The sequence below is a fragment of the Kribbella sp. NPDC056951 genome (assembly GCF_042674205.1).
GTDB classification, from domain to species: domain Bacteria; phylum Actinomycetota; class Actinomycetes; order Propionibacteriales; family Kribbellaceae; genus Kribbella; species Kribbella yunnanensis.
In genome coordinates this window covers 804,713-829,493 of record NZ_JBHUQZ010000003.1, presented here as the reverse complement: position 1 = coordinate 829,493, position 24,781 = coordinate 804,713, and the positions used below count along the sequence as shown (strand labels likewise).

The following is a 24,781-nucleotide window of genomic DNA, read 5'->3' as shown; positions in this document are numbered from 1 at the left end:
GCACGTCCCCCTTCTGGATGTGACGCAGGCCACCATCCTGGCGGAGACCGCCGACATTTTTCGACTGTTTAACGCCCAGCGGCGAAACTAGTCGGCGCTGATCTGGGCACTGCCGACCAGGACCTCGACGTCGAGGCCCGCGCGGCCGCGGCCGATCTCGACGTCCTTGGACTGGCCGGAGACGGCGCCGGTCCAGTTGACCCGGCCCAGCTGGGCCTCGGTGTGGACATGTACGTCGGAGCCGCGGCGGAGGTTGACCGTGGCCATGCCGGACTCGACGCGCACCCGGGACCGGCCCTTGGTGATCTGGCCGTCGACGGTGACCGAGCCGGCCTGGACGAGTACGTCGATCGGGCCTTCGACGTCGACCACCTTCGCCGTACCGGCGGTGACGCGGACCCGGCTGAGGCCGTAGACGCGTTCGGAGTTGACGCTGCCGCCGGTGACCTCGACCTCGACATCGAGGTTGGGGTTGACCCGGATCTGCAGCTCTTTGGCGAGGCCGTTGACGTGGGCCTTCAGGTCGGTGGGGTTGCGGAGCATGCTGAAGCCGTCGATGGAGACGCCCATGTCACCCTCGCTGTTGATCGCGAGGGTGTCGCCGTCCCGCTTGATCACGTGCGGGCCGTCGACCGCGACGCCGGTGACGGCGGGCTCGCCGATCAGCCGGACGCGGCGTCCGATCGCCCGGATCGTCACCCGCTGGACGCCGGACGGGATCGGCATCGTGCTGTGCTCGATCTCCTCCTCCACCTCCACCTTGGGCTCGTCGACCACGCTGGCCGGAGCCGGCGGCACCGGCGCGTCCACCGCGTCGGCCCACGCCGACGGGGACGGGGTCGCGTCAGCAACCGGAGCCTCGGTGGCCCGGAGTGCGGAGATCAGGGTCGTGGCCTCTTCCGGTGACAGGTGTCCCTTGGCCACCCGATCCAGGATGTCCTTGACCCGCCCGTCGTACCCGCTCTCATCGCTCATACCAACAGTCCAGCACCTCAAGAGGCCGAAACCAATCGGGGATCGCCCCCAACCACGGCCCGGCACACCCTGAACATCTCACCGACCCACCCGGAAATGCCCAATGGTGTGAGCTTGACGAAGCAGCATCCATATCATTCCGTGAGCAAAAAACTACGAATTGCTTGTCATTCGGGTACCGGACTCAATACATTCATTTCAAGCACCGATTCGACTGGCCATCGGCGGTGCTGAAACACCATTCACCGGTCAATGACGACCGCGTCCTGCCCTCCCAAACCCCCTAGGAGAATTCGTCATGCCCAACCTCAGGACCCGCTTGATCACCCTCCCGCTGGCGAGCGTCGCACTGGCCGTCGGCGCCGCTGCCGCAGCTGCCACCACCGCGTCGGCGCACGACCACCCGACGCCGATCGCGAACGTCGGCGCCGCGGCCGCCTACGCCACCAACCAGGTCCAGCTGCACGTGGACGACGAGGCGCTCGGCCTCTACCCGGCGCTCGCAAACCCCTTGGGCTACACGACAAGCCACGTGGTCCCGGTCGGTATCAACGTCGCGTCGCTCACCCTCACCGGTCACAAGTCCGTCGACGACGGCACCGGCCACGGGCACGACCACTGACCTAGCAGCACCCCGATCACCCGTGGCCGCGGACCCTCCTCCGCGACCACGGGTGATCCGCATCTGGCGCCGGTTCAACCTCACACCACGACGGTAACAATGAGAGGTTTCGACAGCATTTCTCCAGCCCTCGGAATTGTTACAGCACAATGACCGGTGCCCGCTTTCAGAATTCCGCAATTCACTCCCCGCTATTTCTCCGACAGGAGGATCCGGATGTCCTCGCCCATGACTTCCTGGCTGGCCGCCCTCGCCATCACCGTCACCCTGATCGCCGCGCCCACTCTCCCCGCGGCCGCGCACAGCAAGCTCACCGCCAGTACGCCGGCCAACGGCGCCCGGCTGTCCGCCACGCCTGGCTCGCTCAGCTTCACGTTCGACCAGAAGCTGCAGCCGGTCCCCAGCTGGGACGCCGTCCTCGTCACCGGGCCGGACGGCACCCGGCACCCGGCCCGATCGGTGCGGATCGAGGGCGACACCCTCTACGCGACCTGCGACCGCCTCGGCACGGCCGGCGCCTACGCGATCAGCTACCGGGTCATCTCCGGCGACGGCCATCCGATCGCCGGCCACATCACGATCAACCTCGCGCGCTCCGACACCGGTTCACCGGTCGCCGCCATGTCGCTGCCCACCGGCGGCGTCCCTGCCTGGATCTGGATCCTCGAGCTCGTGACGGCCCTCCTGCTGCTGCAGGGCTTCCGTCGCTGGCGGTCCGAGCAAGGCAGACCGATCACGCAGACCCGCCTCGAACCCACCAGGGACTAGCGATGGATCTCGCCATCCCGAACGTCAAGGCACGACGTCCGGCGGTCGTCGCGGCCATCACGATCGCCGGTGTGACCGCTCTGGTGTGCGCGATCATCGTGACCCGGCCTGCCCCCGAACCAGCCATGGCCACGGCCGGCCCCGGCATCCTCTACATGACCCCGCTCGCCCGCCTGGTCACGAACGGGTCGGCCATCCTCGCAGCAGGCGCCGTACTGCTGCTGTTGCTGCTCGGCACCCAAGGCAGAGATCGGTACGACGCCATCGCCGCCCGCGCCCGGGTCATCGGGATCGCGGCCGGCGTCGCCTGGATCACCGCGACCACGACGACGTGGTGGCTCCAGGCTGCCGCGATCTCGCAGTCCGGTTCGATGATGCCGTTCGCGGGGCTGGCGTCGTACCCGCTCGATGTCAGTTCGGGCGCGGCACTCGCCCTGACTGTGCTCGCTGCGATCGGCTACACGACAGCCATCGCAGCACGCCGCCCGGCGTTCGGTCTCGGCTGCGCGTTGGTCGGACTGGTCGCCGTACCGGTCACTGGGCATGCATCGCAGAGTCACGCGGCCTGGCTGACCACACCGGCTATCACTGCGCACATGTGCGCGGTCAGCCTGTGGGTCGGCGGACTCGCACTGGTGACGCTGCTGGTGGCAAACAACCGGTCCGCACTCGCACTGGTCCTGCCACGCTTCTCGACCGTGGCCGGCGGTGCGATCGCCACGGTCGCAGTCACCGGCGTACTGCTCGCAGGACCGCGTCTGACGGGTGACCTGACACCACACCCGTCTGTACTCATCCACGCCGTGCTCGAGACGCCAGCGGGCTGGCTGGTGCTCGGCAAGCTGGTAGGTCTGATGATCCTGGCCGCAACAGGTGGTGCGATCAGGCAGATTCTCCTACCGGCAGTCCAACGCCAGGAGACCGTCGCACTCGCCACACTGGCGACCGTCGAGCTCACAGTGATGGCTGTGACCATCGCACTGGCGACCGTCCTGGCGAGACCCCTGTAAACAAAGCCGTGCGGGCCCCGGGGAGTAGCCCAGGGCCCGCACGTTTCATATGTGACTCAGGCGGCCGGAGTCATCTCCTTGTCCGCCAGTTCTTTCTGTACGGCGGTCAGTTCGGCCGCCTCGGTCTCTTCGAGCGCCCGGCGACGGCTGAGGCCGCGCAGACCGGTCAGGGCGATGATCAGGCCGAGGACAGCCACACCGGTGACGACCGCGAGACCCGGCTTGTACGCCGAGAGCATCCCGGCCGGCGCGGTCACGCCGACCGACTGGCTGCTGATCACCGCAGTGACGCTGGCTAGGACCACTGCGCCACCGACCTGGGTCGACGTGTTGAACAGACCGGAGGCCAGCCCCTGCTCGTCGTCGGCCACGCCGGACACGGCCTGGATGTTCAGTGCCGGGAAGCCGATCGCGAAGCCGATGCCGATCAGCATGATGCTCGGGAAGATCGTCGAGAAGTACGCCGACTCCGGGCCGATCCGCAGGCTGAGTCCGTAGCCGATGACGAACAGGGCCATCGCGCCGATGATCATCTTGTCGGTACCGATCCGGTCGGCGATCTTGCCGGCGTTCGGGGACAGGCTGATGACCAGCAGGCCGGCCGGCAGGAACGCCAGCGCGGTCTCCAGAGACGACCAGCCGAGCAGGTTCTGCAGGTACAGGGTGCCGATGAACTGGAAGGCAACGTACGCACCGAAGACCGTGAGGCCGGCCAGGTTCGCCCGGCGCAATGAACCGCTCCGCAGGATGCCGAGGCGGACCAGCGGGTGCTTGGAGCGCTGCTCGATCACGACGAAGGCAGTCAGCAGGACGGCCGCCAGCACGAACATCCCGATGGTCTGGAACGAGACCCAACCAGCGTGCTCGGCGCCGACGACGGCGTACACGAGGGACAGCATTCCGGCGGTCACGGTCACCGCACCGGGGACGTCGTACCCGCCGGAGACCTCTTCACGCGGGCTGTTCGGGATCAGCTTGATCGCGAACAGGAGCACGATCAGGGCGACCGGGCCAGGCATCAGGAAGGTCCAGCGCCAGCCGATCTCGGTCAGCGCGCCACCGAGGATCAGGCCCATCGAGAAGCCGCTGGCGGCGCAGGTGGTGAAGATCGAGAGCGCGCGGTTACGGTCCGGGCCCTCGTGGAAGGTGGTGGTGATGATGGAGAGCGCGGCCGGCGCAGTGAAGGCGGCGGCAACTCCCTTCACGAACCGCGCGGCGATGAGCAGTTCGGGGTTCGTGGCCAGCGAGCTGAGCATCGAGACCACGGCGAAGACGGCCAGGGCGACCAGGAAGACCCGGCGCCGGCCCAGCAGGTCGGCGGTGCGGCCGCCGAGGAGCAGCAGGCCGCCGTACCCGAGCACGTAGCCGGTCACGACCCACTGGAGCGAGGAGAGGGAGACGCCCAGATCGGCGCCGATGGACGGCAGGGACATGCCGACCATGGAGACGTCCAGGCCGTCGAGGAAGATCACGCCGCAGACCACCAGGAGGGCGCCCCAGAGTCGGGCGTCCCAGGTCATCCGTGCAGGCGGTGTGGTGTGCGTTGTCTGTGTCACGAGAAGAGACTATTGCATGCACGTGCATCTAATGTCTAGGCATTAAATGCATTTGCATAGATTGCGCGTGCATGCTATGGTCACCGACATGACCGCTACGAAGGTCAGCGCTGAGACTGGTGAGATCAGCGCCGATGTCCGCGCCTGGCGCGAGCTGCTCGCTCGCCACGCCGATATCACCTGCGCACTCGACCGCGCCCTACAGGCCGGTCACTCGCTCGGCATGAGTGAGTACGAGGTGCTCGAGCGACTTGCCGAGCTGCCGAACCACTCCGCGAAGATCGCCGTCGTCGCGAAGTCCGTCCATCTGAGCCAGAGCGCGCTGTCCCGCGTGATCGCCCGGCTGGAGACCGACGGTCTGGTGACGCGCGACGTCTGCACCCAGGACCGACGCGCGGTCATCGTCTGCCTGACTGACGAAGGTCTCCTGCGTCAGCACGAGGCCCGCTCGACCCAGCGTGAGGTGCTCGCCGAGCGGCTGCACGCCCCGCTGGTCAAGAGCTGCGAACCCGCGGACTGATCACTCCCTGACGGCGCCTTCCAGCATGCCGGCGATGAAGTGGCGTTGGAGGAAGGCGTAGACGAGGACTACCGGCGTACCGACGATGACGGCGCCGGCCGCGAGCAGGGTGAAGCCGGAGGTGTACTGGCCGGAGAAGAAGGCCAGGCCGAGTGGCGCAGTTCGCAGAGACTCCGAAGTCACCATCACCAGCGGGATCAGGAACTCGTTCCAGGTCCACATGAAGACCAGCACGATCAGCGTCACCAGCGCCGGACGGGCCGGTGGGACGAGGATCAGCCAGAGCGTCCGCCAATGACCGGCGCCGTCGAGCCGGGCGGCCTCCACCAGCGAACGTGACGACGAGCGGAAGTACGCGCGCATCCAGAAGGTGCCGAAGGCAACGGATTGCGCGACCTGCGGCAGCACGACCGCCCAGAACGTGTCGGTCAGGCCGAGCGTGCGGAGATCGAAGTACAGCGGTACGACGATCGCCTCGGTCGGCATCATGATGCCGATCAGGAACAGGTAGAAGAGTACTGAAGACCCACGGAACCGCATCGTCCCGAAGGCGTAACCGGACAGGATCGAGAACAGCACGCTGACCACCACGACGGTCACCGACACCGCGACGCTCATCCGCAGGTAGGTGCCGAAGTGGCCGATCTCCCATGCCTCGCCGAAGTTACCGAACCCGCTCGATCCGCTGCCTGCATCGTCGGTGCCGAGCGCGGCACTGAGGATCGTCACGATCGGCCCGATCGCGAACAACCCGAAGACGATCAGCAGCGTGTAGTTGCCGATCCGCTCCCCCAGCGACGCCCTCATGCGGTGCCCCGATCCGCAATCCGGTTGACGCCCAGCGTGATCAGGAAGATCAACGCAGTCAGGCACACCCCGATTGCCGCAGCCGAACCGACCTGACCGAGCTCGAACGCCCGGTGATACACCTCGTACGACGGCACGGTGGTCGACGTACCGGGTCCTCCGCTCGTGGTCACGTACACCAGGTCGAAGGTCCGCAGTGCCGCGATCACGGTCAGCGTCACCGCAACCGCGATCTCGCCCCGCACCGCGGGCAGCACGACCGCAAAGAACTCGGCCACTGGCCCGGCCCCATCGAGTCGCGCGGCCTCGTACCGCTCAGCCGGGATCCGCGCCATGCCAGCCAGCAGCAACACCGTCACCAGCCCGGTCTCGAACCACGTCCCGATCACGCCGACCGCCGGCAACGCGAACGTGTAATCACCCAACCATCCTCGAGATCCACCCAGTACGTCGTTCAGTGGGCCATCAGGCGCGTAGATGTGGCGCCAGGCAACGGCCACCACGACCATCGCGACCACCTGCGGCAAGAACACGATCGTCCGGAAGAACCCGAGTCCACGAACCCTTGCCCGCTGCAACACCGTCGCCAGCGCCAGCCCGATCACCACCGGAAGCACTGCATAGAAGACGATCAGCACCAGCGCATGCCCGAAGGCCGCGCGCAGTCCGGCATCGCGGACCACATCCACATAGTTGCTCAGGCCAACGAACTTGCCGAGCGTGATCCCGTCCCACTGGAACAACGACAGGTGGACCGCGCGGGTCAACGGGTAGAGCAGGAACGCGCCGTACACGAGCAGCGCCGGAAGGAGATACAGGTACCCGATCCGGCGCGGCTCGCCTGGCGGTGAGCTCACTTACCCGCGAACTTGCTGTAGTCGGCTTCCAGCTTGTCGAGGAACTGCGCCGGGGTTGCCTTCTTCGCCAGCAGGTCCTGCAGCGCGGCGCCGATCGTGTCGTACATGGTCGGGGTCGCGTAGTCCAGGTACGGAACCAGCTCGTCGGAGGAGACCGCCGTACCGAAGCTCTTGAAGATGTCGCCGGCGAGCCCGGCGGGCGCCTGCTGCGTGGCGGTGTCGGCGATCGGCAGGTTGCCGGTCTCCGCCAGCACCTTCATCGCTTCCGGGCTGGTGATGTAGTTGATGTACGCCGCGGCCGCGTCCGGGTTCTTGGCCTTGTTCGTGATCGCGAACGGCAGGCCGGTGCCACCGGTGACGACCGGCTTGCCTGGCGGCAGCATGAAGCCGACCTTGTCGCCGAGCGCCTTCTGCAGATCGGCCTGCAGCCAGGTGCCGGCGATCAGGAACGTGCCCTTGCCCTTGCCGAAGTCCTGCCAGGCCGGGTCGTAGCCCTGCCCGTTGAAGCCGGTGTTGAAGTAGCCGGTGTTCACCCAGGACACCAAGGTCTCGGCGGCTTTCAGATTCTCCGGCGTCTTCCACGACGCTCCCGGCCGGCCGAACGCCAGCTTGGTGATCTGATCGGCCGGCACGAACTGGCCCTGGACGGTGCCGAAGACGTGGATCGCCGGCCACTTGTCCAGGTTGCCGAGCTGCAGCGGTACGTCGCCGCCCGCCCTGGCCTTCGTCATCGCGTTCTCGAAGTCCGTCCAATCCTTCGGCGGAACCGGGACCTTCGTCTTGTTGTAGTAGAGCCCGACCACCTCACCGACCTGCGGCAGCCCGTACAGGTTCCCCTCGCCGAACGTCTTGCCGTCCGCCGAGTACCGCGAGTACTGCTGCACCGAAGCCGGGTAGCGATCGCCCCACTTGTAGGCCTCGGCCCACTTGTCCAGCGGCACCAGCTGCCCGGCCTTGACGAACTCCCCCATGTCCGACCGGCCGTTGTTCGCCTGTACGACGTCCGGCGCGTCGTTGCCGGACAGCGCCAGCCGCAGCGTGGTCTTCAGGTCGTCGAACGACCGCGACACCCGCTTGATCTTGATATTCGGGTACTTCGCCTCGAAACCCTTGATCTGCGCGGCCATCTGAGCCGCCTGCCCGCCCCGGACCTCCTGGTCCCAGACCGTCAGCTCGACCTGGCCGAGGGCGGCCGCATCCGTCTGCACCGAGCTCGGCGCGCTCGCGCCACCACTCGGGCTGTCCGATCCCGGCGTACAGGCGGCCGCGGTGAGCGCCAGCGCAACGGCCGCGATGATCGTCTTCTTCACGTTCGGGCTCCTCAGTTCAGCATGTACGTGTAGCCGTTGCCGGTCAGTCCGGCCAATACCCGCTCGCGGTGGTCCTCACCCCGCAACTCGAGCTGCAGCGCGACCTCCACCTCGTCGAGGCTCAGCGACTCCGAGATCCGCTCGTGCACGACCTCGATGATGTTGGCGTCCAGGTGGGCGAGCTGGGTCAGCAGCGTGGCCAGGCCACCGGGGGTGTCCGGGATCCGCACCCGGAGCGACAGGTATCGACCGGCGGCCGCCATGCCGTTGCGGATCACCCGCATGAGCAGCAGCGGGTCGATGTTGCCTCCGGACAGCACCGCCACGACCGGCGGTTTGAAGGCCTTCGGATCGTCGAGTATGGCGGCCACTGCCGCGGCACCGGCTGGCTCGACTACCAGCTTGGCCCTTTCCAGGATCAGCAGGAGCGCCTTGGACAACGAACTCTCGGTCACCGTGCGGATGTCGCCGACGTACTGCTGGACCGCTTCGAACGGCACCTTGCCCGGCAGCCCGACCGCGATACCGTCGGCCATCGTGCTCATCCCGGCGAGCTGGACGGGTGCGCCCGCCTCAAGCGAGGCTGGGTACGCCGCCGCGCCGGCCGCCTGGACGCCGACGACCCCGATCGGCATACCATCGCGCTGCATCGCGGTCGCGATCCCGGCGACCAGACCACCGCCACCAGTCGGTACGACGACAGTCCGCACCTGCGGGCACTGTTCGACGATCTCGAGCCCGGCGGTCGCCTGGCCGGCGACGATGTCGGGGTGGTCGAACGGGTGGATGAGCACCGCCCCGGTCTCCGCCTCGAACTTCAGCGCCTCGCGCAGACAGTCGTCGATCGACGTCCCGACGAAGCGGATCTCCGCGCCGTACGCGCGGGTCGCCTTCTCCTTCGGGATCGGTGCCCCTTGGGGCATGAATACGGTCGCCTTGATGCCGAGCAGCTGCGCGGCCAACGCGACCCCTTGCGCGTGGTTCCCGGCGCTCGCCGCGACCACCCCACGGGACCGCTCGGCCTTGGACAGCCGCGCCATCCGCACGTAGGCGCCACGGAGCTTGAAGGAGCCGGTGCGCTGCAGGTTCTCGCACTTGAGGAACACGTCCCCACCGACCAGCTCACTGAGCCACCGCGAGTACTCCAGCGGCGTCGGCGCGACCACGTCGTGCAGCAGATCCGCGGCCCGCGCGATGTCCTTGGCATCGATCACGTCTTCACCCTACGCACGAAAAGCGCCTGCGCTGGGGAATTCGGCCAACTACTCTGCATCGATGAAGGTCACCGCGCTCGTCCAGCTCGAGATCGAGGTCCCAGGGGAGTTCTGGTTCCCGGACGTCGAACCGGTCCTGCAAGCCTTGCAGGACCAGCACGGGGTGTCGGCCTATGTGCTGAGCTGCCAGCAGACGGAGGCAGAGCACACCACCTACGTGATGCTGCCCGCCGACTCTGTGAGGCTGCCCGCCGATGCGCCGGCCGCCCTGACCGCGCCCGCGTGGACTCAGGCCGGCTGGTACGCCGATGCCCTGCCATGGATCGACGAACACGTCACACGGACAGGTCCGCCGGTGCAGGTGCGCGTCTGGGGTCTGTCGAACGTGCTGCGCATCCCCACGACCGAGGGGCTGGTGTACTTCAAGGCGCATGCGCACTCCAGCACCCTGCCGCCGGCTGAGCTGCCGCTGCTGTTCGCGCACGAGCCGCAACTGCTGACCGCGCTCGAAGGTGCGGTGCCGCGGCCACTCGCCGTCGATGAGAAGCGCGTCTGGATGCTTCTGCCCGATCTCGGTACCCCGCTGGCTGGTCAGGCGGACATCTCGGTCTGGATCGAGGCGGTCCGGAGTCATGCACGACTACAGCGCTCGTACGTCGGCCGCGCGGACCACCTGCTCGACATCAGCTGCGTCGACCGGCGACTCGCCGTACTGGACGCGGAACTGGATCAGTTGCTCGGGGACAACCCGGCGACCGCCCGCCTGGAGCCGCATGAGCGGGACGAGTTGGCGGCGCGTCGCCCGGAGTTGCGCTCGGCGATCGCCGAGCTGGCGGCGATCGGCGTACCGGAGACGTTGCTGCACGGCGATCTGCACCCGCGGAACATCGCGGTGCGCGACGGGCAGGTGCTCGCGTTCGACTGGACGGATGCGGCGCTCTCGCATCCGTTCCTGGACCTGGTGACGTTCGTCGAGAAGCGGTCACCGCTGTCGATGGACGACCGCGTGCGGGATGCCTACCTCGAGGAGTGGACCGAGTACGCGCCGATGGCCGACCTGCGTCGCGCGCTCGAGCTCGCCCATCAGCTCGGCGCGCTCCATCAGGTGATGACGTCTCTGCACCTGATGCACAACGTCACCGGGCCGGATCGGGAGTCCATGACGCGGGGTGCGTTCTGGTGGCTGCGACTCGTCAACGGCACAGTACGTTGAGGTGGTTGCGCATGACCCGGCGTACGGGTGGATCGAGGTGCCGGTCCCACGCCGGGTAGCGCTCATTGCGGAGGAACGCGTAGTACGCCAGCGCCTCGGCGAGTGCGGTCTCACGGAGGTAGCCGCGGGCGAGCGGTTGCTTGCCGCGGCCGTTCGGACGCGGGCGTCGCTCGTACGCCGCGTTGGCCGTGAAGATGCCGAGTCCGTAGAACACCGTGATCAGGTCGGTCAGCGATTCGTGGTCGGGGCGGTGTGCGAACGTGATCCGGCCGGTCCCGAGCAGCAGCTCATGCCCGACCTCATGCGCATAGATCGCGGTGAGCGCGACCGGGTCGGCGGCCAGACTCGGTGACAGATGAATCTCGTTCCCCGCGGCCGCCCGCACCCAGCGCCCGGTCGACTCACGAACCGTCCCGACCCGATGCCGCCGCACCCCATCAACCAGTCCAAAGCTCAACGCACACTGCCCCGGCTTGAGCCCCATCTGCTCCGCAACCCGCGCGCACACGTCCTCGGCTGCTGGTAGCGAACCGTCGTACCCGGCCGGTATGACATCGCTCGGCACCACGATCGGCCCCAACAGCACCTCCCGCCCGAACTCCCCTACGAGCCAGTCCATCGACGACCGAATCCACCGCCGTCGCCCACCGGCCAAGCGCTCCTGCGGCAATTTCAGCCGGGCCCGTAATTGCTGCTCCCGCCGCAACGCTCCGATCGGATTCCTCACTCGGCGCATCATGCCTGTACGACGTCGACCCAAACCTGTTCGTTCCGATCCGTAGCAATCCCCTTACATCCGGTTACTTCAGCAGGAGGGTGCCGAGGCGGCGGGAGGCGATGTACATACCGGTGGCGCCCATGGCGGTGAGGTAGGCGGCGTTGAGGAGGAGGGACCAGCCGACGGTGCCGGTGGTGAGGGCGCGTTCGAGGTGGACGCCCTGGTAGAGCGGGGTGATCTCGACGAGCCAGCGGATCGCGCCCGGGTAGGTCTCGATCGGGTAGAAGGTCGCGGAGAACAGGAACATCGGGATCGTCGCCAGCTGGACGAACTCGAAGTCCTGCCAGCTGCGCATGAACGTGGTCAGCGCCATCCCGGCCCCGGCGAACGCGAAGCCGATCAGCACCGAGGCCGGTAGTGCGACGAGCGCCCACCACGACTCCACCAGGCCGAGCGCGAGCATCACCAGCACGAACATGGCCGAGTAGCAGGCGCCGCGCAGCAATGCCCAGGTCACCTCGCCGGTGGCGATGTCCCACGGCCGCATCGGCGTGGCCAGCATCGAGTCGTACAGCTTCGCGTACTTCATCCGGAAGAAGATGTTGTACGTCGAATCGAAGATCGCACCGTTCATCGCGGAACTGGCGAGCATCGCCGGGGCCACGAAGGCGGCGTACCCGATCGTGGTGCCGTCGGCCAGCGTGAAGTCGCCGACCAGCTGGGCGACGCCGATGCCGATCGACAGCAGGTAGAAGACGGGTTCGGTGAAGCCGGACAGGAAGACGACCCAGGATCGCCGGTAGAGCAGGAAGTTGCGCTCGACGATGTGCCGGCCGCCGAGCCGGAGCGGGACCGGGACGACCCGGGCAGCGATGGTCGCCATCAGCCGATCAACTTCCTGGTGAAGCCGCGGATGGCGAGCCTGGTGCCGATGAGGAACCAGGCCAGCAGATACGCGAGATTGAGCAGCACGAGCCAGGGGTGGATCGTGCCGAGACTGAGGTCGCGCGACAGCTGGACGCCATGCCACAACGGACTCAGGTAGGCCAGCCATTCGATCCAGTTGGGGAGTTGCGAGACCGGGAAGAACGCGCCGGAGAACAGGAACGCCGGAACCACACCGAACCGGAACACCATCGCCAGACCGGCATCGTTCTCCAGCCCGCTCGCAAAGGCGACGACGGGCGCCGCGGCCGCCATACCGACCAGGACCACAACCGGCAACGCGACCACACCGAGGGGCGAATGCAACCCGCCGAACACAGCGATCACGCCGAGGAACACGATGCAGGTGCTCGCCGTCCGGAAGGCAATAAAGGCCAGCTGCCCGTAGACAACATCCGCCGGTCTCAGCGGCGTCGCGATCATCGAGTGGTAGAACTTCTGCCACTTCAGCCCGCTCAGGACCGGGTACGTCGACTCGCCGACGGCGATCTGCAGTGCGGTCGACGCGAGCAGACCGGGCGCAATGAACTGCAGGTAGCTCACGCCACCCAGCGCGGCCGTGCCCTTGGTGTCGACGAACGATCCGAGGCCGACCCCCATCGCGGCCAGGTAGAGCGCCGGCAGCACGAAGCTGCCGATCAGCGTGCCCTTCCAGGTCCGTTTGTAGACCGTCAGCCAGTAGTCGTACTGACGGCGGCCGTTCTCCAGTGCGACAGACATCAGTCCACCAACGTCCGGCCGGTGAGTCGCAGGAACACGTCCTCGAGCGTTGAGCGCCGTACCAGCACCGCAGCCGGGCTCAGGCCACGCTCGTGCACGGCGGCCACCGCCCGCTCGCCGTCATCCGTGTACAGCAGGAGCCGGTCCGGCAGCACCTCGATCCGCTGGGCCAGGTCGGAAACCTTGCCAGCCAGGGCGTCGTGATCCGACATCATCACCTCGGGCCCGAACCGCAGCTCGGTCACCTCACGGGTCGAATAGTCCCGGATCAGCTCGGCCGGCGACCCCTCGGCCGCGATCAGGCCGCCGTCCATCACGACCAGCCGGTCGCACAACTGCTCGGCCTCGTCCATGTAGTGCGTGGTGATGATGAGCGTGACACCGGCCTGTTTGAGCCGGAACAGCTTGTCCCACAACAGATGCCGGGCCTGCGGGTCGAGACCGGTCGTCGGCTCGTCGAGCAGCAACAGGTCAGGTTTGCTGACCAGCGACCGGGCGATCGTCAGTCGCCGCTTCATCCCGCCGGACAACTCGTCGACCTTGACCTTGGCCTTCTCGGTCAGCGAGACGAACTCGAGCAGCTCGTCGGCCCGCTCACGGCACTCGGGTCGACTGAGGCCGAAGTACCGGCCGTAGATAGTCAGGTTCTCCCGGACGGACAGCTCGGTATCGAGGGTGTCGTCCTGCGGGCAGACGCCGAGCCGCGCCCGGATCGCCGGCCCTTCGGTTGCCGGGTCCATCCCGAGGATCCGCAGCGTGCCCCCACTGGTCGGCGAGACCGCGCCGATCATCCGCATCGTCGACGACTTGCCGGCGCCGTTCGGCCCCAGGAAGCCGAAGGCCTCACCCCGCCACACGTCCAGGTCGATCCCGCGCACCGCCTCGAAGTCGCCGTACGACTTCTTCAGGCCGCGCACATGAACCAAGGACTCCCGCTGTTCATCCACACTGGTGACACTAAACCGAGTCACCGACAGTTTTCTTGTCGATTTGGTACCCAAGCCTGCGGACCGCATAAGCCTGTACGGCGGCGGACAGCCACGGCGGTAGTTCGGGGTCGACCGAGGCGATCATCGCCCGCTGATCGGCGTTGTCCAGCAGGACCGCACCCAGGTTGTAGTAGCCGGTCGCATCGGCAGGCCAAAGCTCCAGCACGCCCTGATAGTGCAACTCGGTCAGCTCGAGAGCCTCCGGCGAATCCGGTACGACGCCTCGCGCCCGCGCCGCGGCCATCCGCAGCAGCAACCGCCGTCCCTCGTCGGCCATCCGCTCGTAGTCCTCCCGATCCCACCCCTCAGTCGCCTGGACGGCACTTTCGAAGGCGGCACCCACGCCCGGGCCGAACCGCTCGGTCAGGTCCAGCTGCAGCTCCGACCGCTTGACCGACAACCCGGCGAAGAACTCCTCGTCGCTGACACTCTCGTCGCCCGACAACCCCTGCAGGGTCCGCTCCACCGAGCCGATCACGGCGTCGAGCCGCCGACGCTCCTGGACCAACTGCTCCCGGTGATCCCGCAACGCAGCGATCTCATCGTCCTGCTCAGCCAGGATCCGGCCGATCGCCGGCAGCGGTACGTCGAGCTCCCGCAACAGCAGGATGCGCTGCAACCGCAGCAACTCCGCGCGGCCGTAGTACCGGTAGCCGTTCGGCGCGACATACCCCGGCGGCAGCAGCCCGATCGCGTCGTAGTGCCGCAGCGTCCGAACCGAGACTCCGGCCAGCCGCGCGACCTCACTGACCGTGCGATCCATGGAACCGACTTTATCGATTTGAGGCTCACGTAACGTCAGCCTTTAGCTTCGGCCGCATGGCAATCACCTTCCTGCACACCCGCCTCATCGACCGCGGTACCCTGCTGGCCGCTGACTGCCTACGCGTGGCTGACGGTCGCATCACGGCAATCGGCGGCCCCGACCTCGCCCAACCAGGTGACGAGCTCGTCCACGGCGGCAGCCTGCTCCCGGGCCTCATCGACGCCCACGTCCACCTGGTCCCGGGAGCCACCCGCCTGGCTGCGATGTACGGCGTCACCACCCTCATCGACCAGTTCAGCCAGCCAGACCTGATCGCCGCCGAACGCGCCACCGGCGCCGACTTCCGAACCTCCTCCATCGGCGCCACCGCCCCAGGCGGCCACCCCACCCTCGCCTACGCGCCCTTCCCGTACGTCTCCAGTCCCGCCGACGCCAAACAATTCGTCGCCGACCGGATCGCCGAAGGCGCCGACCACCTCAAACTCATCTACGACGACGGCTCCGGCGCCGCCATGAACATCCCCACCCTCGACGACCCAACCATCCAAGCCCTCACCGAAGCCGCCCACACCCACAACCTGAAAGTGGTAGCCCACGTCTCAACCGCCGCAGGCGCGCTCAAGGTCGTCGAGTACGGCGCAGACGTCCTAGCCCACGCCCCCTCGGACCTGCTAACCCCCGCCCAGGTAGAAGCCATCGCGGCCGCACACGTCGCAGTGATAGCCACCCTCGACATCGTCGACGGCTTCACCCCATCTGGTGGTGAGGAACTGCCGTTGCTCGGTGAGGCTGAGTTGGTGGCTCGGATGCCTGCTCGGTGGCGTCGGGTGCTGGACAAGCAGTCGCGGCGCTGGATGCCACCTGAGGCACCTGACAACGCGATCGCTCGCGCGAACACGCTCGCGCTGCACCGGGCCGGCGTACCGGTGCTTGCTGGGACCGACGCACCGAACCCGGGGCTCGTGTTCGGCGCCTCGCTTCAACGCGAGCTGCGGCATCTCGTGCAGGCGGGGCTCATTCCGGCGGAGGCGATCGTCGCGGCGACGGCAGGGCCGGCTGAGGTGTTTGGGCTGGCGGATCGGGGCCGGTTGGTGGTTGGTGCACGGGCTGACCTGCTCCTGGTGGATGGCGATCCGCTGGCCGACATCACCGCCACCCAGCAGATCCGACGTACGTGGGTTGCGGGACAGGTCGCCGTACCGGCGAGTGACGAGATCGAGCTGGCCGGGATCCACTTCATAGGCGAAACCACCGACCGGATCATCACCGCGCTGAAGGACGTGTGGCCCGGCTTCCCCGCCCGGGAAGACGTGCACCGCGAAGACGGCGAGCTGCTCGGCCGCGTCGTACCGGTGACCTGCGGCTGGCTCCCGACAACCGTCTTCGGCGCCGCGCTCGGCCCGGTCACCGACCACGACACAGCTGTGGAAACCCTTGTGGACAAGGGCCTAGCGAGTCTCGGCGAGATCTGGTGGGCACGCACCGACGCCGACTGGCAAGAGGCAACCATCATCGAAGCGCAAACCGATCGCGTCCGGCTCCGCTGGAACGACCCCATGCGCGACCAACCACCCGCCGGCCAGTGGTACCCGCTGACCGACGTGGACCTCGAGCTCCGTTAACCCCGCCCGGCGTACGGCATCCCGGAAGCCATCACCATCAGATGCGGTACGGCGACCGACGTCGGCAACTGCGCGATCTGCACCACGAAGTCCGCCACGATCTTCGGATCGAACGTCGGCTCGACCGCGATCGACCCGTCCGGCTGGAGCGCACCCTGTTCCATCCGCTCGGTCATCGCGGTCGCGGCGTTGCCGATGTCGATCTGGCAGGCCGTGATCCCGTGCGGCCGACCGTCCAGTTCCAGCTGCTTGGTCAGCCCGGTGATCGCGTGTTTGCTGGCGGTGTAGGCGATGCTCTGCGGTCGCGGCACGTGCGCGGAGATCGAGCCGTTGTTGATGATCCGCCCACCCTTCGGGTCCTGCTCGAGCATCCGCGCGAACGCCGCCTGCGCACACAGGAACGAACCGGTCAGGTTGGTGTCGATCACCCGCCGCCAGTCCTCCTCCGACACATCCGGTACGGCGGCCGCCGGCGCCCCGGTCCCGGCGTTGTTCACCAGCACGTCGATCCGGTCCAGTTCACCGAAGAACCGTCGTACGGCGGGACCGTCGTTCACGTCGAGTACGCCGTACCCCTTGACCTTGCCGATCGCGACGGTGTCCCGCAGGCTCGCCTCGGTCCGACCGGTCACCAGCACGTCATACCCGGCCGCAGCCAGTGCCAGCGCCATCTCCCGCCCCAGCCCGGACCCACCACCCGTCACCACTGCCACCTGATTCATGCAGGCAAGGTACGCCGCCAGTACCAACCGGCGGCACCCGCCACGGCGGTCACCACAACCAGCTCCAGCCAGACCGCATTGCCCAGCGGCGGGATCAGCTCCGTCGACAGGTTCCACGCTGCATGCATGAGGATCGCCGCCGGCACCCCACCGCGAAGCCGCTCAGTCACGAACAGCATCAGGAAGGTCAGCGGGAACAGCTCCAGGAAGAACACCAGTGCCTCCTGCGTGAACAGCCCGTCCTCCTGCTGACCAGTACCGGTCAGGAAGTACAGCGGCACATGCCACAACCCCCACGCCGCCCCCAGTACGGCGGTGGTCGCCAACGGACCGAGGTACTGGCGCAGCCGCGGCTGCACGTACCCCCGCCAGCCGAACTCCTCCGCCACCGGACCAGCCAGGAACGTGTAGACAGCCGCCCCGATCAGTCCACCAGCCCCAGCGATTACCGACTCCGCATGTCCGGGCAACTCGGACAGGTTGCCGACCAGCGCAGTGGTGACCAGTGGCGCGGCCGCCCCCAGTACGACGGCCGCGACCGGCCAGCCCGGTGACCAGCGAACGCCAGGCCGCCGCTCCCGATGCCAGAGCCACATCACCAGGGCGGCCAGCGAGGGACCGGACGCGGCCAGCGCGAACACCAACTGCCCCGCCCCCTCGTCGGGCCGCATGCCCGACACCCCCATCAGCAGCCACGGCAACCAGCTCAGCGCCACGCAAATGACGCCGTACTCAGCCAGCCGTCGTCTGGTCATCGTCTTGTTTTCCACCGCGCTCGTCGACACCTGACCAGCGTGGCGGCCACGCTGCGTAGCGACCAGGGCGCTGAACCACCCTCCATGGTGGTGCCAGACCCACCCCGACTCCAGTCCGTGACTGGATCAGCACAATGGGTAAATGAGTGGCTCCTCACTCGTTGGTAACGGAAACTATTTGCGTGCGTAATACAACTATGTATATGCTTGCAGCATGCAAGTAAACGACGCGTACACCCCGCAGACCCCGATCGAGGGCGTCATGCACGCGTTCACCCGGATCGGCCGCCGGCTGAAGGCCAAGCAGCCCGGCGACACGATCGACCACAGCGCCCACATCGCGCTGTTCGCGCTGCGCTGCAGCGGCGCCCTGCGCCTGTCCGAGCTGGCCGCCCGGATGGAGCTGGACGCGTCGACCACGAGCCGGCACGTCCGCGCGCTGGAGCAACTCGGCCTGGTCCGCCGCTCCCCCGACCCCGCCGACGGCCGCGCCTTCCGCGTCGAGCTGACCGAGCAGGGCATCGCGCAGTGGGAGGACAACGCCCGCCGCCGGATGGAGCTCCTCAGCACCGCGCTGGAGGGCTGGTCCGAGGACGACATCGAGACCTTCGGACGGCTGATGACCCGGTTCGCCGACGCCGTCACCGCCCGCACCGAGCCCTCGCCGCAACTGGCCTGGGCCGACAAGGGCTGGGCCGCCATGCAGGCCGCCCGCCGTACCCAAGACTCCGCGCCCGGCGTCGACGACGACGCCGCCCGCGAGAACACCGAGAAGAACCTGGAGAGCACCACATGAGCACCACCGAGCCCGCCACTGCCGGCGGCGCACCCGCTTCAGGGCCGGGTGACAGCCCGCAGTACCTGTCCCACAAGCAGATCCTCGTCGTTCTCGGCGGCCTGATGGCCGGCATGTTCCTGGCCGCACTCGACCAGAGCATCGTCGGGACCGCGCTGCCGCAGATCGTCAGTGAGTTCAACAGCCTGGACAAACTGTCCTGGGTGGTCACGGCGTACCTGCTGACCTCGACCGCCTCCACCCCGCTGTGGGGCAAGATCTCCGACCTCTACGGCCGCCGCCCGCTGTTCATCGCGGCGATCGTCACCTTCCTCGGCGGTTCCGTGCTGGCCGCCCTGTCGCAGAACATCGAGATGCTGATCGGCTTCCGGGCCGTCCAGGGTCTCGGCGCCGGCGGCCTGATGTCGCTCGCGTTCGCCACCATCGGCGACGTGATCCCGCCGCGCGAACGCGGTAAGTACATGGGCTACTTCGGTGCCGTCTTCGGCCTGTCCTCGGTCGCCGGCCCACTGCTCGGCGGTCTGCTCACCGACGGTCCCGGCTGGCGCTGGATCTTCTGGATCAACCTGCCGATCGGCCTGGTCGCGCTGGGCATCGTCGCCGCCGTACTGCGGCTGCCGCACGTGAAGCGCTCGCACAAGATCGACTACGTCGGCGCCGCCGTCGTCACCGCGGCCGTCACCACCCTGCTGCTGGCCATCTCCTGGAGCGGCCCGACCAACGGCTGGGGTACGGCGACCACGATCGCCCTGCTCGTCGCCTCGGTCGTCCTCGCCGTCGCCTTCGTCTTCGTCGAACTGCGAGTCGCCGAACCGATCATCCCGATGGACCTGTTCAAGGGCCGGATCTTCTCCGGGTACGCCGGTTTCGCGTTCCTGCTCGGTGTCGCGATGTTCGGCGCGCTGATCTTCCTGCCGCTCTACCTGCAGGCCGTCAAGGACATGTCCCCGACCCGCTCGGGCCTGGCGCTGCTCCCGATGATCGTCGGTATCTTCTCCGCCTCGATCCCGAGCGGCCAACTGATGAGCAAGACCGGCCGCTACAAGATCTACCCGATCATCTCCGCGATCCTGGTCAGCACCGCGATGCTGCTGCTGTCCACGCTGAGCATGACCACGCCGTACTGGCACCTGGCCATCTACATGTTCATCATGGGCTCCGGCCTCGGCCTGTCGATGCAGATCACCGTCACCGCCGCACAAAACAGCGTCCCCCGCCAGCACATGGGAACCGCGACCTCGACGATGACCTTCTTCCGCTCGATGGGTGGCGCCATCGGTACCGCGGTCTTCGGCGCCGTCCTGACCAGCCGCCTCACCGACCACCTCACCACCCTGGTCCCGAACGCGGCCCCCGGCATGATCGAGAAGCTCACCCAAGCAGCCAACAGCGTCCCGATGCTGCACGCCCTGCAAGAGCCGATGAAGGGCTGGGCCCTGCACGGCCTGGTCGACGCCATGGGCGACGTCTTCCTCGTCTCCCTGCCGTTCCTCGCGATTGCCCTGGTCCTGGCGATCATCACCCCGGAACAGCGCCTCGCCGGCCGCACCGACGGCCCGAAGTCCGACGACGACGCTTCCCTCGAAGCCTCCGCCGCCGCCTCAATGCACTAACCCCACCACCCCGACGACCGGCCCCTTCACCTGGAGGCGGCCGGTCGTCGCACGTTGGCGGACTCCAGCCACTCACCAACTGCGTCCGGGGTGTCCGCTGCACGCTCAAGCGAGCATGCGTTGGGCCAGGTTTTGGAGGTTGGTGAGTGGGGGCGGTCCGCCGTTCGCGGTTAGGCCTCGATCGGTGGGGTTTCCGGGGTGGGTTTGGTGGGTCTTCGTCTGGGGAGGGGGCGGGGTGGTTCGGGGTCCACGTCGTTGCCGGCCAGGTGGTTGACGATGGTGTTGAGGACGGCGGCTGTTGGTACGGCGACCAGGGCGCCGACGATGCCGGCGATCACGACTCCGGTGGCGATGGCGAGGATGACGGCCAGCGGGTGGACGCTGACGGCGCGGCCGAGGAGGAACGGTTGCAGGACGTGCGCCTCGAGTTGCTGGACGCCGATCACGACCGCCAGCATGACGATCGCGACGATCGGGCCCTTGGCGACCAGCGCGACGAGGACCGCGACGATTCCGCTGATCAGTGCACCGACGACCGGGATGAAGGCACCGACGAAGACCAGGATGCCGATCGCGCTCACCAGCGGTAGACCGAGGATGGCTGCGCCGAGCGAGATACCAACCGCGTCCACGGCGGCGACGATGATCGTGGCGCGGACGAAGGCGGTCAGCGATACCCACGCCTTGCGGCCGGACGAGTCGGCCTTCTCGCGCGCTTGACGTGGGAAGAGGCGGACCAGCCAGGCCCAGATCCGGTCACCCTGGTAGAGGAAGAAGAACAAGCAGAACAAGGAAATGAACAGTCCGGCGACCACGTGGGTGGCCGTCGTACCGACCTCGGCTGCGCGTTGACCGAGTGCGCCGCCAGACGTGATCGCGTCCTGCAGTTGCTTGAAAGCATCGGTGATGTCTTTGTCAGTCAGCCCGAAGTTGAGGCGGGCGAGCTCGCGGAGCTTCTGCACACCTTCGCCGACCTGGGTCGACAGACTCTCGAACTGCCCGGCGATCTGCGTCCCGACCAGGGTCAGCAGCCCGGCGACCAGCACGATCGTCGCGATCACGGTCACCCCGGCCGCCGCGCCGCGCGGGAAGCGCAGCTTCTGCAGGCCGTTGGTGACCGGCACGAGCAAGGCGGTCAGCAGGATGCCGACAGTCACCGGTACGACGACCTCGGACAGGTACTGCATTCCGTACCCGATCACGGCCACCGCGGCCACGATCACCAGGAACCGCCACGCCCACGCACTCGCGATCTGCATCCCCGGCGTCACCCCGGTGTCGACCCGCCCGCGACTCGACGTCGCGACCACGTGATCGTCGGGTACCACCGTGTCGGCGGTCTCATCGACCACCTCGTTGTCGGCGACCGGACTTTCGTCCTTCGCCTTACCGTCCTCGCTCATCAGACCCCTCCGCCGCTGTGCTTCGTGATGAGACTAGTGCCCGGTGCGAACCGTTCCATGAATGTGGGCGGCGAGGCCCTCGGCTGCCTTCGGATCGGTGTCGGCGAGGAGACCGACACCGGCGAGCACGTAGTCCTTGTCGACGCAGACCTGAGCGCGCTCGGGAACCAGCCAGCCCTCCTCCTGAGCGTTGGCCCCGACCGACCCGAGGATCCGCGCGGCGACCTCCGGCCCGTTGTGCCGCAGTACGCCGCCCGACCCGACGAGCAGGTCGACCTCGCGCAGGTCCTTCCCGGACCGCTCGATCACCCGGCCGCCAGGACCGAACACGATCCGCTGCCGACCCGCGTGCCGACGCAACGCCACGGTCGCGGCCACGGTGGCCAGAACCTCGTCGTACCGCGACTCGGCCGGCGAATCAGGCAGGTACGCCGGATCGTCGTGCCGCCGGGCGGCCGCCGTACGGAGGGCTTCGTCGTCACCGACCAATCCGGCTTCGATGCCTGAGGCAACGACCGGTACGGCGCTCCAGCGCATCCCGAGGTCACCTTCGACCGTCCGGGTGACGGGGTGCGTGGCGACCACCTCGCGACCGAGATTCGCGTCCTCGGGGTCGAGCTCGATGACCGAATGCACGTCGGTGGTCGCGCCGCCGATGTCCACGACCGCGACGTCGCCGTGCAACCCGGCCAGCACTTCGACACCCCGCAGTACGACGTCCGGCGTGGCGGCGCGCACCATCCGGGCGAACGCGGGATCGCGGGACAGGTTCTTGCCGCCGATCACATGGGCGAGGAACATCTCGCGGATCGCGGCCCGCGCGCTGTCCGGCGCAAATACGCCGATCTCTGGAACGACGTTGTCCGCAAGAACATGTGGGACATCGGCGAGGATCTCGGCGATCTCGGCCTGCGCGTCGATGTTGCCGGCGACAACTACCGGCCGCCGCCATTTGTAGGTGGCCAGCGTCTTGGCGGCCTTCAGCAGTACGGCGGAGTTGCCACCATCGGTGCCGCCGGACAGCAGCACGACATCCGGCCGGTCCTTGCGCAGCTCTTTGAGTGATGTCGGCGTCAGCCCGCCGCTCACCACGGCCACCACGCGTCCACCACTGGACAACGCAACCCGCTTGCCCGCCTCCGCGGTCACCAGCTCTTCGTTGCCGACAACCCCGATCCGCAGCCCACCACCCGCACTGGAACAAGCCAGCACCTCGGCCCGCTCCACCCCCCGATCAACCGCCAGCAACCCAGCCCGACAAGCCAGCCACCCGTCCATCACATCGGTGTCGATCGTCGTCCGATGCTCAGCCCGAGCCACCAACGCCCCCGACCCCGCATCAACCGCAACCGCCTTGGTAAACGTCGACCCAAAGTCGACCGCCACCACCAACCCCACCGCACTCACCCCCGCTCGTCACACCCCCGGGCCTCGCCATTTGGTGGGTGAACCCACGCGATGGGAGGTTCCCCCACCGAATTACCGGGCGGGAACCTCCCGTTTGGTGGGTGAACCCACCAAACGCGGCTAGGACATGGCGCGGTCGAGGTCTTCGAGGAGGTCCTCGATGGTTTCGATGCCTACGCTGAGGCGGATTAGGTCGGCGGGGACCTCGAGGGGGGTGCCGGCTACTGAGGCGTGGGTCATTTTGCCGGGGTGTTCGATGAGGGACTCGACACCGCCTAGCGACTCGCCCAGGGTGAAGACCTCGGCCTTGTTGCAGATGTCGAGTGCCTGCGCCTCGCCACCGGTGACGCGGAACGACACGATGCCGCCGTACCGCTTCATCTGCTTGGCGGCGGTGTCGTGGCCGGGGTGGCCCTCGACGCCGGGGTAGAGGACCTTGCTGACGGACTTGTGCCGCTGCAGGAACTCGACGACCTTCTCGGCGTTGTCGCTGTGCCGGTCCATCCGTACGCCGAGGGTCTTGATACCGCGCAGCACCAGGAACGAGTCGAACGGGCCGGCGACCGCGCCGATCGCGTTCTGGTGGAAGGCGATCTTGTCGGCCAGCTCGGCGTCCCGCACAATCAGTGCGCCGCCGACGACGTCGGAGTGCCCGCCCATGTACTTGGTGGTCGAGTGCACGACCACATCCGCGCCCAGCTCCAACGGCTGCTGCAGGTACGGCGAGGCGAACGTGTTGTCGACGACCAGCAGTGCGCCCGCGTCATGGGCGATCTGGGCGACGATGGCGATGTCGGCGACGTTCAGCAGCGGGTTGGTCGGGGTCTCCAGCCAGACCACCTTGGTCTTGCCCGGGCGGATCGCAGCGCGGATCGCCTCCGGGTTGGTGACCGCGGCCGGGGTCATCTCGACACCCCACGCGCCCAGGACCTTCGAGAACAGCCGGAAGGTGCCGCCGTACGCGTCGTCGGGGAACACCACGTGGTCACCGGGCACGCACAGCGACCGGATCAGCGTGTCCTCGGCGGCCAGACCGCTCGCGAACGCGAATCCGCGGGTGCCCGCTTCGACCGCAGCCAGACACTCCTCGAGCGCGGTGCGGGTCGGGTTCGCGGAACGGGAGTACTCGTACCCGTTGCGCAGACCGCCGACGCCGTCCTGCTTGTAGGTGCTGGTCGCGTAGATTGGCGGGACGACTGCGCCGGTGGTCGGGTCGGGTTCGTTCCCGGCGTGGATGGCGAGCGTCTCGAAGCCGTAGCGGTGTTCGGAATTCACCGGACCAGCGTACGGCCTGGTCTGCCGTGGTCCGAACCGCCGTTCCGCCGCTGAGACATCCCCCGGATCACGAGGGGATCCAAGTTGTCCACAGATCCGTCGAACCCCCTGGCACCTGACCCGCGCCGCAGCCTACCGTTGCGGGCAGTAGTTGACGGGCCGCTGGACGGTCACCGGCCGCGATCGACGCCGTACGCA

At 67.7% G+C, this 24,781-nt stretch carries 24 protein-coding genes; 8 read left to right on the top strand and 16 right to left on the bottom strand.

The window, feature by feature from the left end; all coding sequences use genetic code 11:
- Positions 1-87: 87 nt before the first annotated feature.
- The gene (locus tag ACFTSF_RS16950) at positions 88-975 is read right to left on the bottom strand and encodes an acyl-CoA carboxylase subunit epsilon (RefSeq protein WP_380154628.1); all 888 of its coding nucleotides are present in this window, start codon (positions 973-975) and stop codon (positions 88-90) included.
- Positions 976-1,273: 298 nt separating this feature from the next.
- Between ACFTSF_RS16950 and ACFTSF_RS16945 the strand changes: the two genes are divergently transcribed.
- The 3 genes from ACFTSF_RS16945 (at position 1,274) to ACFTSF_RS16935 (ending at position 3,375) form a co-directional block, all read left to right on the top strand.
- Positions 1,274-1,597 (top strand): hypothetical protein, encoded by a 324-nt coding sequence (locus ACFTSF_RS16945; RefSeq protein ID WP_380154627.1) that lies wholly within the window; start codon positions 1,274-1,276, stop codon positions 1,595-1,597.
- Positions 1,598-1,813: 216 nt separating this feature from the next.
- A complete protein-coding gene (locus ACFTSF_RS16940) occupies positions 1,814-2,365 on the top strand; it encodes a copper resistance protein CopC (RefSeq protein ID WP_380154626.1) in 552 nt (183 codons plus the stop codon).
- A gap of 2 nt (positions 2,366-2,367) precedes the next feature.
- The gene (locus ACFTSF_RS16935) at positions 2,368-3,375 is read left to right on the top strand and encodes a copper resistance D family protein (RefSeq protein WP_380154625.1); all 1,008 of its coding nucleotides are present in this window, start codon (positions 2,368-2,370) and stop codon (positions 3,373-3,375) included.
- Positions 3,376-3,431: 56 nt separating this feature from the next.
- Here ACFTSF_RS16935 and ACFTSF_RS16930 read toward each other — a convergent pair whose 3' ends face one another.
- Positions 3,432-4,931 carry an MFS transporter gene (locus ACFTSF_RS16930; RefSeq protein ID WP_344151429.1) on the bottom strand — a complete coding sequence of 500 codons (1,500 nt, stop codon included), beginning with the start codon at positions 4,929-4,931 and terminating at the stop codon, positions 3,432-3,434.
- Positions 4,932-5,019: 88 nt separating this feature from the next.
- On the opposite strand from ACFTSF_RS16930, the gene ACFTSF_RS16925 reads away from it, so the two are divergent.
- Positions 5,020-5,451: a MarR family transcriptional regulator gene (locus ACFTSF_RS16925; RefSeq protein WP_344151426.1), complete on the top strand. Its 432-nt coding sequence runs from the start codon at positions 5,020-5,022 to the stop codon at positions 5,449-5,451.
- On the opposite strand, the gene ACFTSF_RS16920 is transcribed toward ACFTSF_RS16925, so the two are convergent.
- The 4 genes from ACFTSF_RS16920 to ilvA are packed head-to-tail and all read right to left on the bottom strand — an operon-like array spanning position 5,452 to position 9,639.
- On the bottom strand, positions 5,452-6,258 hold the full coding sequence (locus tag ACFTSF_RS16920) for a carbohydrate ABC transporter permease (RefSeq protein WP_380154624.1): 807 nt from the start codon (positions 6,256-6,258) through the stop codon (positions 5,452-5,454).
- Positions 6,255-7,115, bottom strand: coding sequence for a carbohydrate ABC transporter permease (locus ACFTSF_RS16915; protein ID WP_380154623.1), 861 nt, complete (start codon positions 7,113-7,115; stop codon positions 6,255-6,257). Before ACFTSF_RS16915 ends, ACFTSF_RS16920 begins: the two co-directional genes overlap by 4 nt.
- A complete protein-coding gene (locus ACFTSF_RS16910) occupies positions 7,112-8,425 on the bottom strand; it encodes an extracellular solute-binding protein (RefSeq protein ID WP_380154622.1) in 1,314 nt (437 codons plus the stop codon). The genes ACFTSF_RS16915 and ACFTSF_RS16910 overlap by 4 nt, the downstream gene beginning before the upstream one ends.
- A gap of 11 nt (positions 8,426-8,436) precedes the next feature.
- Positions 8,437-9,639: a threonine ammonia-lyase gene (ilvA, locus tag ACFTSF_RS16905; RefSeq protein ID WP_344151414.1), complete on the bottom strand. Its 1,203-nt coding sequence runs from the start codon at positions 9,637-9,639 to the stop codon at positions 8,437-8,439.
- A gap of 61 nt (positions 9,640-9,700) precedes the next feature.
- Between ilvA and ACFTSF_RS16900 the strand changes: the two genes are divergently transcribed.
- Positions 9,701-10,852 (top strand): phosphotransferase, encoded by a 1,152-nt coding sequence (locus tag ACFTSF_RS16900; protein ID WP_380154621.1) that lies wholly within the window; start codon positions 9,701-9,703, stop codon positions 10,850-10,852.
- Here the strand turns inward: ACFTSF_RS16900 and ACFTSF_RS16895 are convergent.
- The 5 genes from ACFTSF_RS16895 to ACFTSF_RS16875 all read right to left on the bottom strand — a co-directional run bounded on the left by ACFTSF_RS16895 (position 10,833) and on the right by ACFTSF_RS16875 (position 14,987).
- Positions 10,833-11,471 (bottom strand): hypothetical protein, encoded by a 639-nt coding sequence (locus ACFTSF_RS16895; protein ID WP_380154620.1) that lies wholly within the window; start codon positions 11,469-11,471, stop codon positions 10,833-10,835. The two genes, ACFTSF_RS16900 and ACFTSF_RS16895, sit on opposite strands and share 20 nt — an antisense overlap.
- 181 nt (positions 11,472-11,652) lie before the next feature.
- The gene (locus ACFTSF_RS16890; protein WP_344151405.1) at positions 11,653-12,453 is read right to left on the bottom strand and encodes an ABC transporter permease; all 801 of its coding nucleotides are present in this window, start codon (positions 12,451-12,453) and stop codon (positions 11,653-11,655) included.
- On the bottom strand, positions 12,453-13,235 hold the full coding sequence (locus ACFTSF_RS16885) for an ABC transporter permease (RefSeq protein ID WP_380154619.1): 783 nt from the start codon (positions 13,233-13,235) through the stop codon (positions 12,453-12,455). Before ACFTSF_RS16885 ends, ACFTSF_RS16890 begins: the two co-directional genes overlap by 1 nt.
- A complete protein-coding gene (locus ACFTSF_RS16880; RefSeq protein ID WP_380154618.1) occupies positions 13,235-14,182 on the bottom strand; it encodes an ABC transporter ATP-binding protein in 948 nt (315 codons plus the stop codon). Before ACFTSF_RS16880 ends, ACFTSF_RS16885 begins: the two co-directional genes overlap by 1 nt.
- 10 nt (positions 14,183-14,192) lie before the next feature.
- Complete coding sequence (locus tag ACFTSF_RS16875; protein ID WP_380154617.1) at positions 14,193-14,987, bottom strand: MerR family transcriptional regulator; 795 nt, start codon at positions 14,985-14,987, stop codon at positions 14,193-14,195.
- A gap of 56 nt (positions 14,988-15,043) precedes the next feature.
- Between ACFTSF_RS16875 and ACFTSF_RS16870 the strand changes: the two genes are divergently transcribed.
- Positions 15,044-16,612: an amidohydrolase family protein gene (locus ACFTSF_RS16870; protein WP_380154616.1), complete on the top strand. Its 1,569-nt coding sequence runs from the start codon at positions 15,044-15,046 to the stop codon at positions 16,610-16,612.
- Here the strand turns inward: ACFTSF_RS16870 and ACFTSF_RS16865 are convergent.
- Complete coding sequence (locus ACFTSF_RS16865) at positions 16,609-17,334, bottom strand: SDR family oxidoreductase (protein ID WP_380154615.1); 726 nt, start codon at positions 17,332-17,334, stop codon at positions 16,609-16,611. The genes ACFTSF_RS16870 and ACFTSF_RS16865 overlap by 4 nt on opposite strands.
- Entirely contained in the window at positions 17,331-18,119 is a 789-nt protein-coding gene (locus ACFTSF_RS16860; RefSeq protein WP_380154614.1) for a CPBP family intramembrane glutamic endopeptidase, read from the bottom strand. Before ACFTSF_RS16860 ends, ACFTSF_RS16865 begins: the two co-directional genes overlap by 4 nt.
- 184 nt (positions 18,120-18,303) lie before the next feature.
- Here ACFTSF_RS16860 and ACFTSF_RS16855 point away from each other — a divergent pair, with 184 nt between their 5' ends.
- Together ACFTSF_RS16855 and ACFTSF_RS16850 are read left to right on the top strand one after the other, a co-directional pair.
- On the top strand, positions 18,304-18,885 hold the full coding sequence (locus ACFTSF_RS16855; protein ID WP_344151390.1) for a MarR family transcriptional regulator: 582 nt from the start codon (positions 18,304-18,306) through the stop codon (positions 18,883-18,885).
- Positions 18,882-20,498, top strand: a complete 1,617-nt coding sequence (locus ACFTSF_RS16850) for an MDR family MFS transporter (protein ID WP_344151387.1) — start codon at positions 18,882-18,884, stop codon at positions 20,496-20,498. Before ACFTSF_RS16855 ends, ACFTSF_RS16850 begins: the two co-directional genes overlap by 4 nt.
- A gap of 170 nt (positions 20,499-20,668) precedes the next feature.
- Here ACFTSF_RS16850 and ACFTSF_RS16845 read toward each other — a convergent pair whose 3' ends face one another.
- From ACFTSF_RS16845 to ACFTSF_RS16835, 3 genes are all read right to left on the bottom strand, one after another.
- Complete coding sequence (locus ACFTSF_RS16845) at positions 20,669-21,901, bottom strand: AI-2E family transporter (RefSeq protein WP_380154613.1); 1,233 nt, start codon at positions 21,899-21,901, stop codon at positions 20,669-20,671.
- A 33-nt stretch (positions 21,902-21,934) separates the two neighbouring features.
- Positions 21,935-23,299, bottom strand: a complete 1,365-nt coding sequence (locus tag ACFTSF_RS16840; RefSeq protein WP_380154612.1) for a glutamate mutase L — start codon at positions 23,297-23,299, stop codon at positions 21,935-21,937.
- A 129-nt stretch (positions 23,300-23,428) separates the two neighbouring features.
- The gene (locus ACFTSF_RS16835; protein ID WP_380154611.1) at positions 23,429-24,583 is read right to left on the bottom strand and encodes a cystathionine gamma-synthase; all 1,155 of its coding nucleotides are present in this window, start codon (positions 24,581-24,583) and stop codon (positions 23,429-23,431) included.
- Between the last annotated feature and the right edge of the window lie 198 nt (positions 24,584-24,781).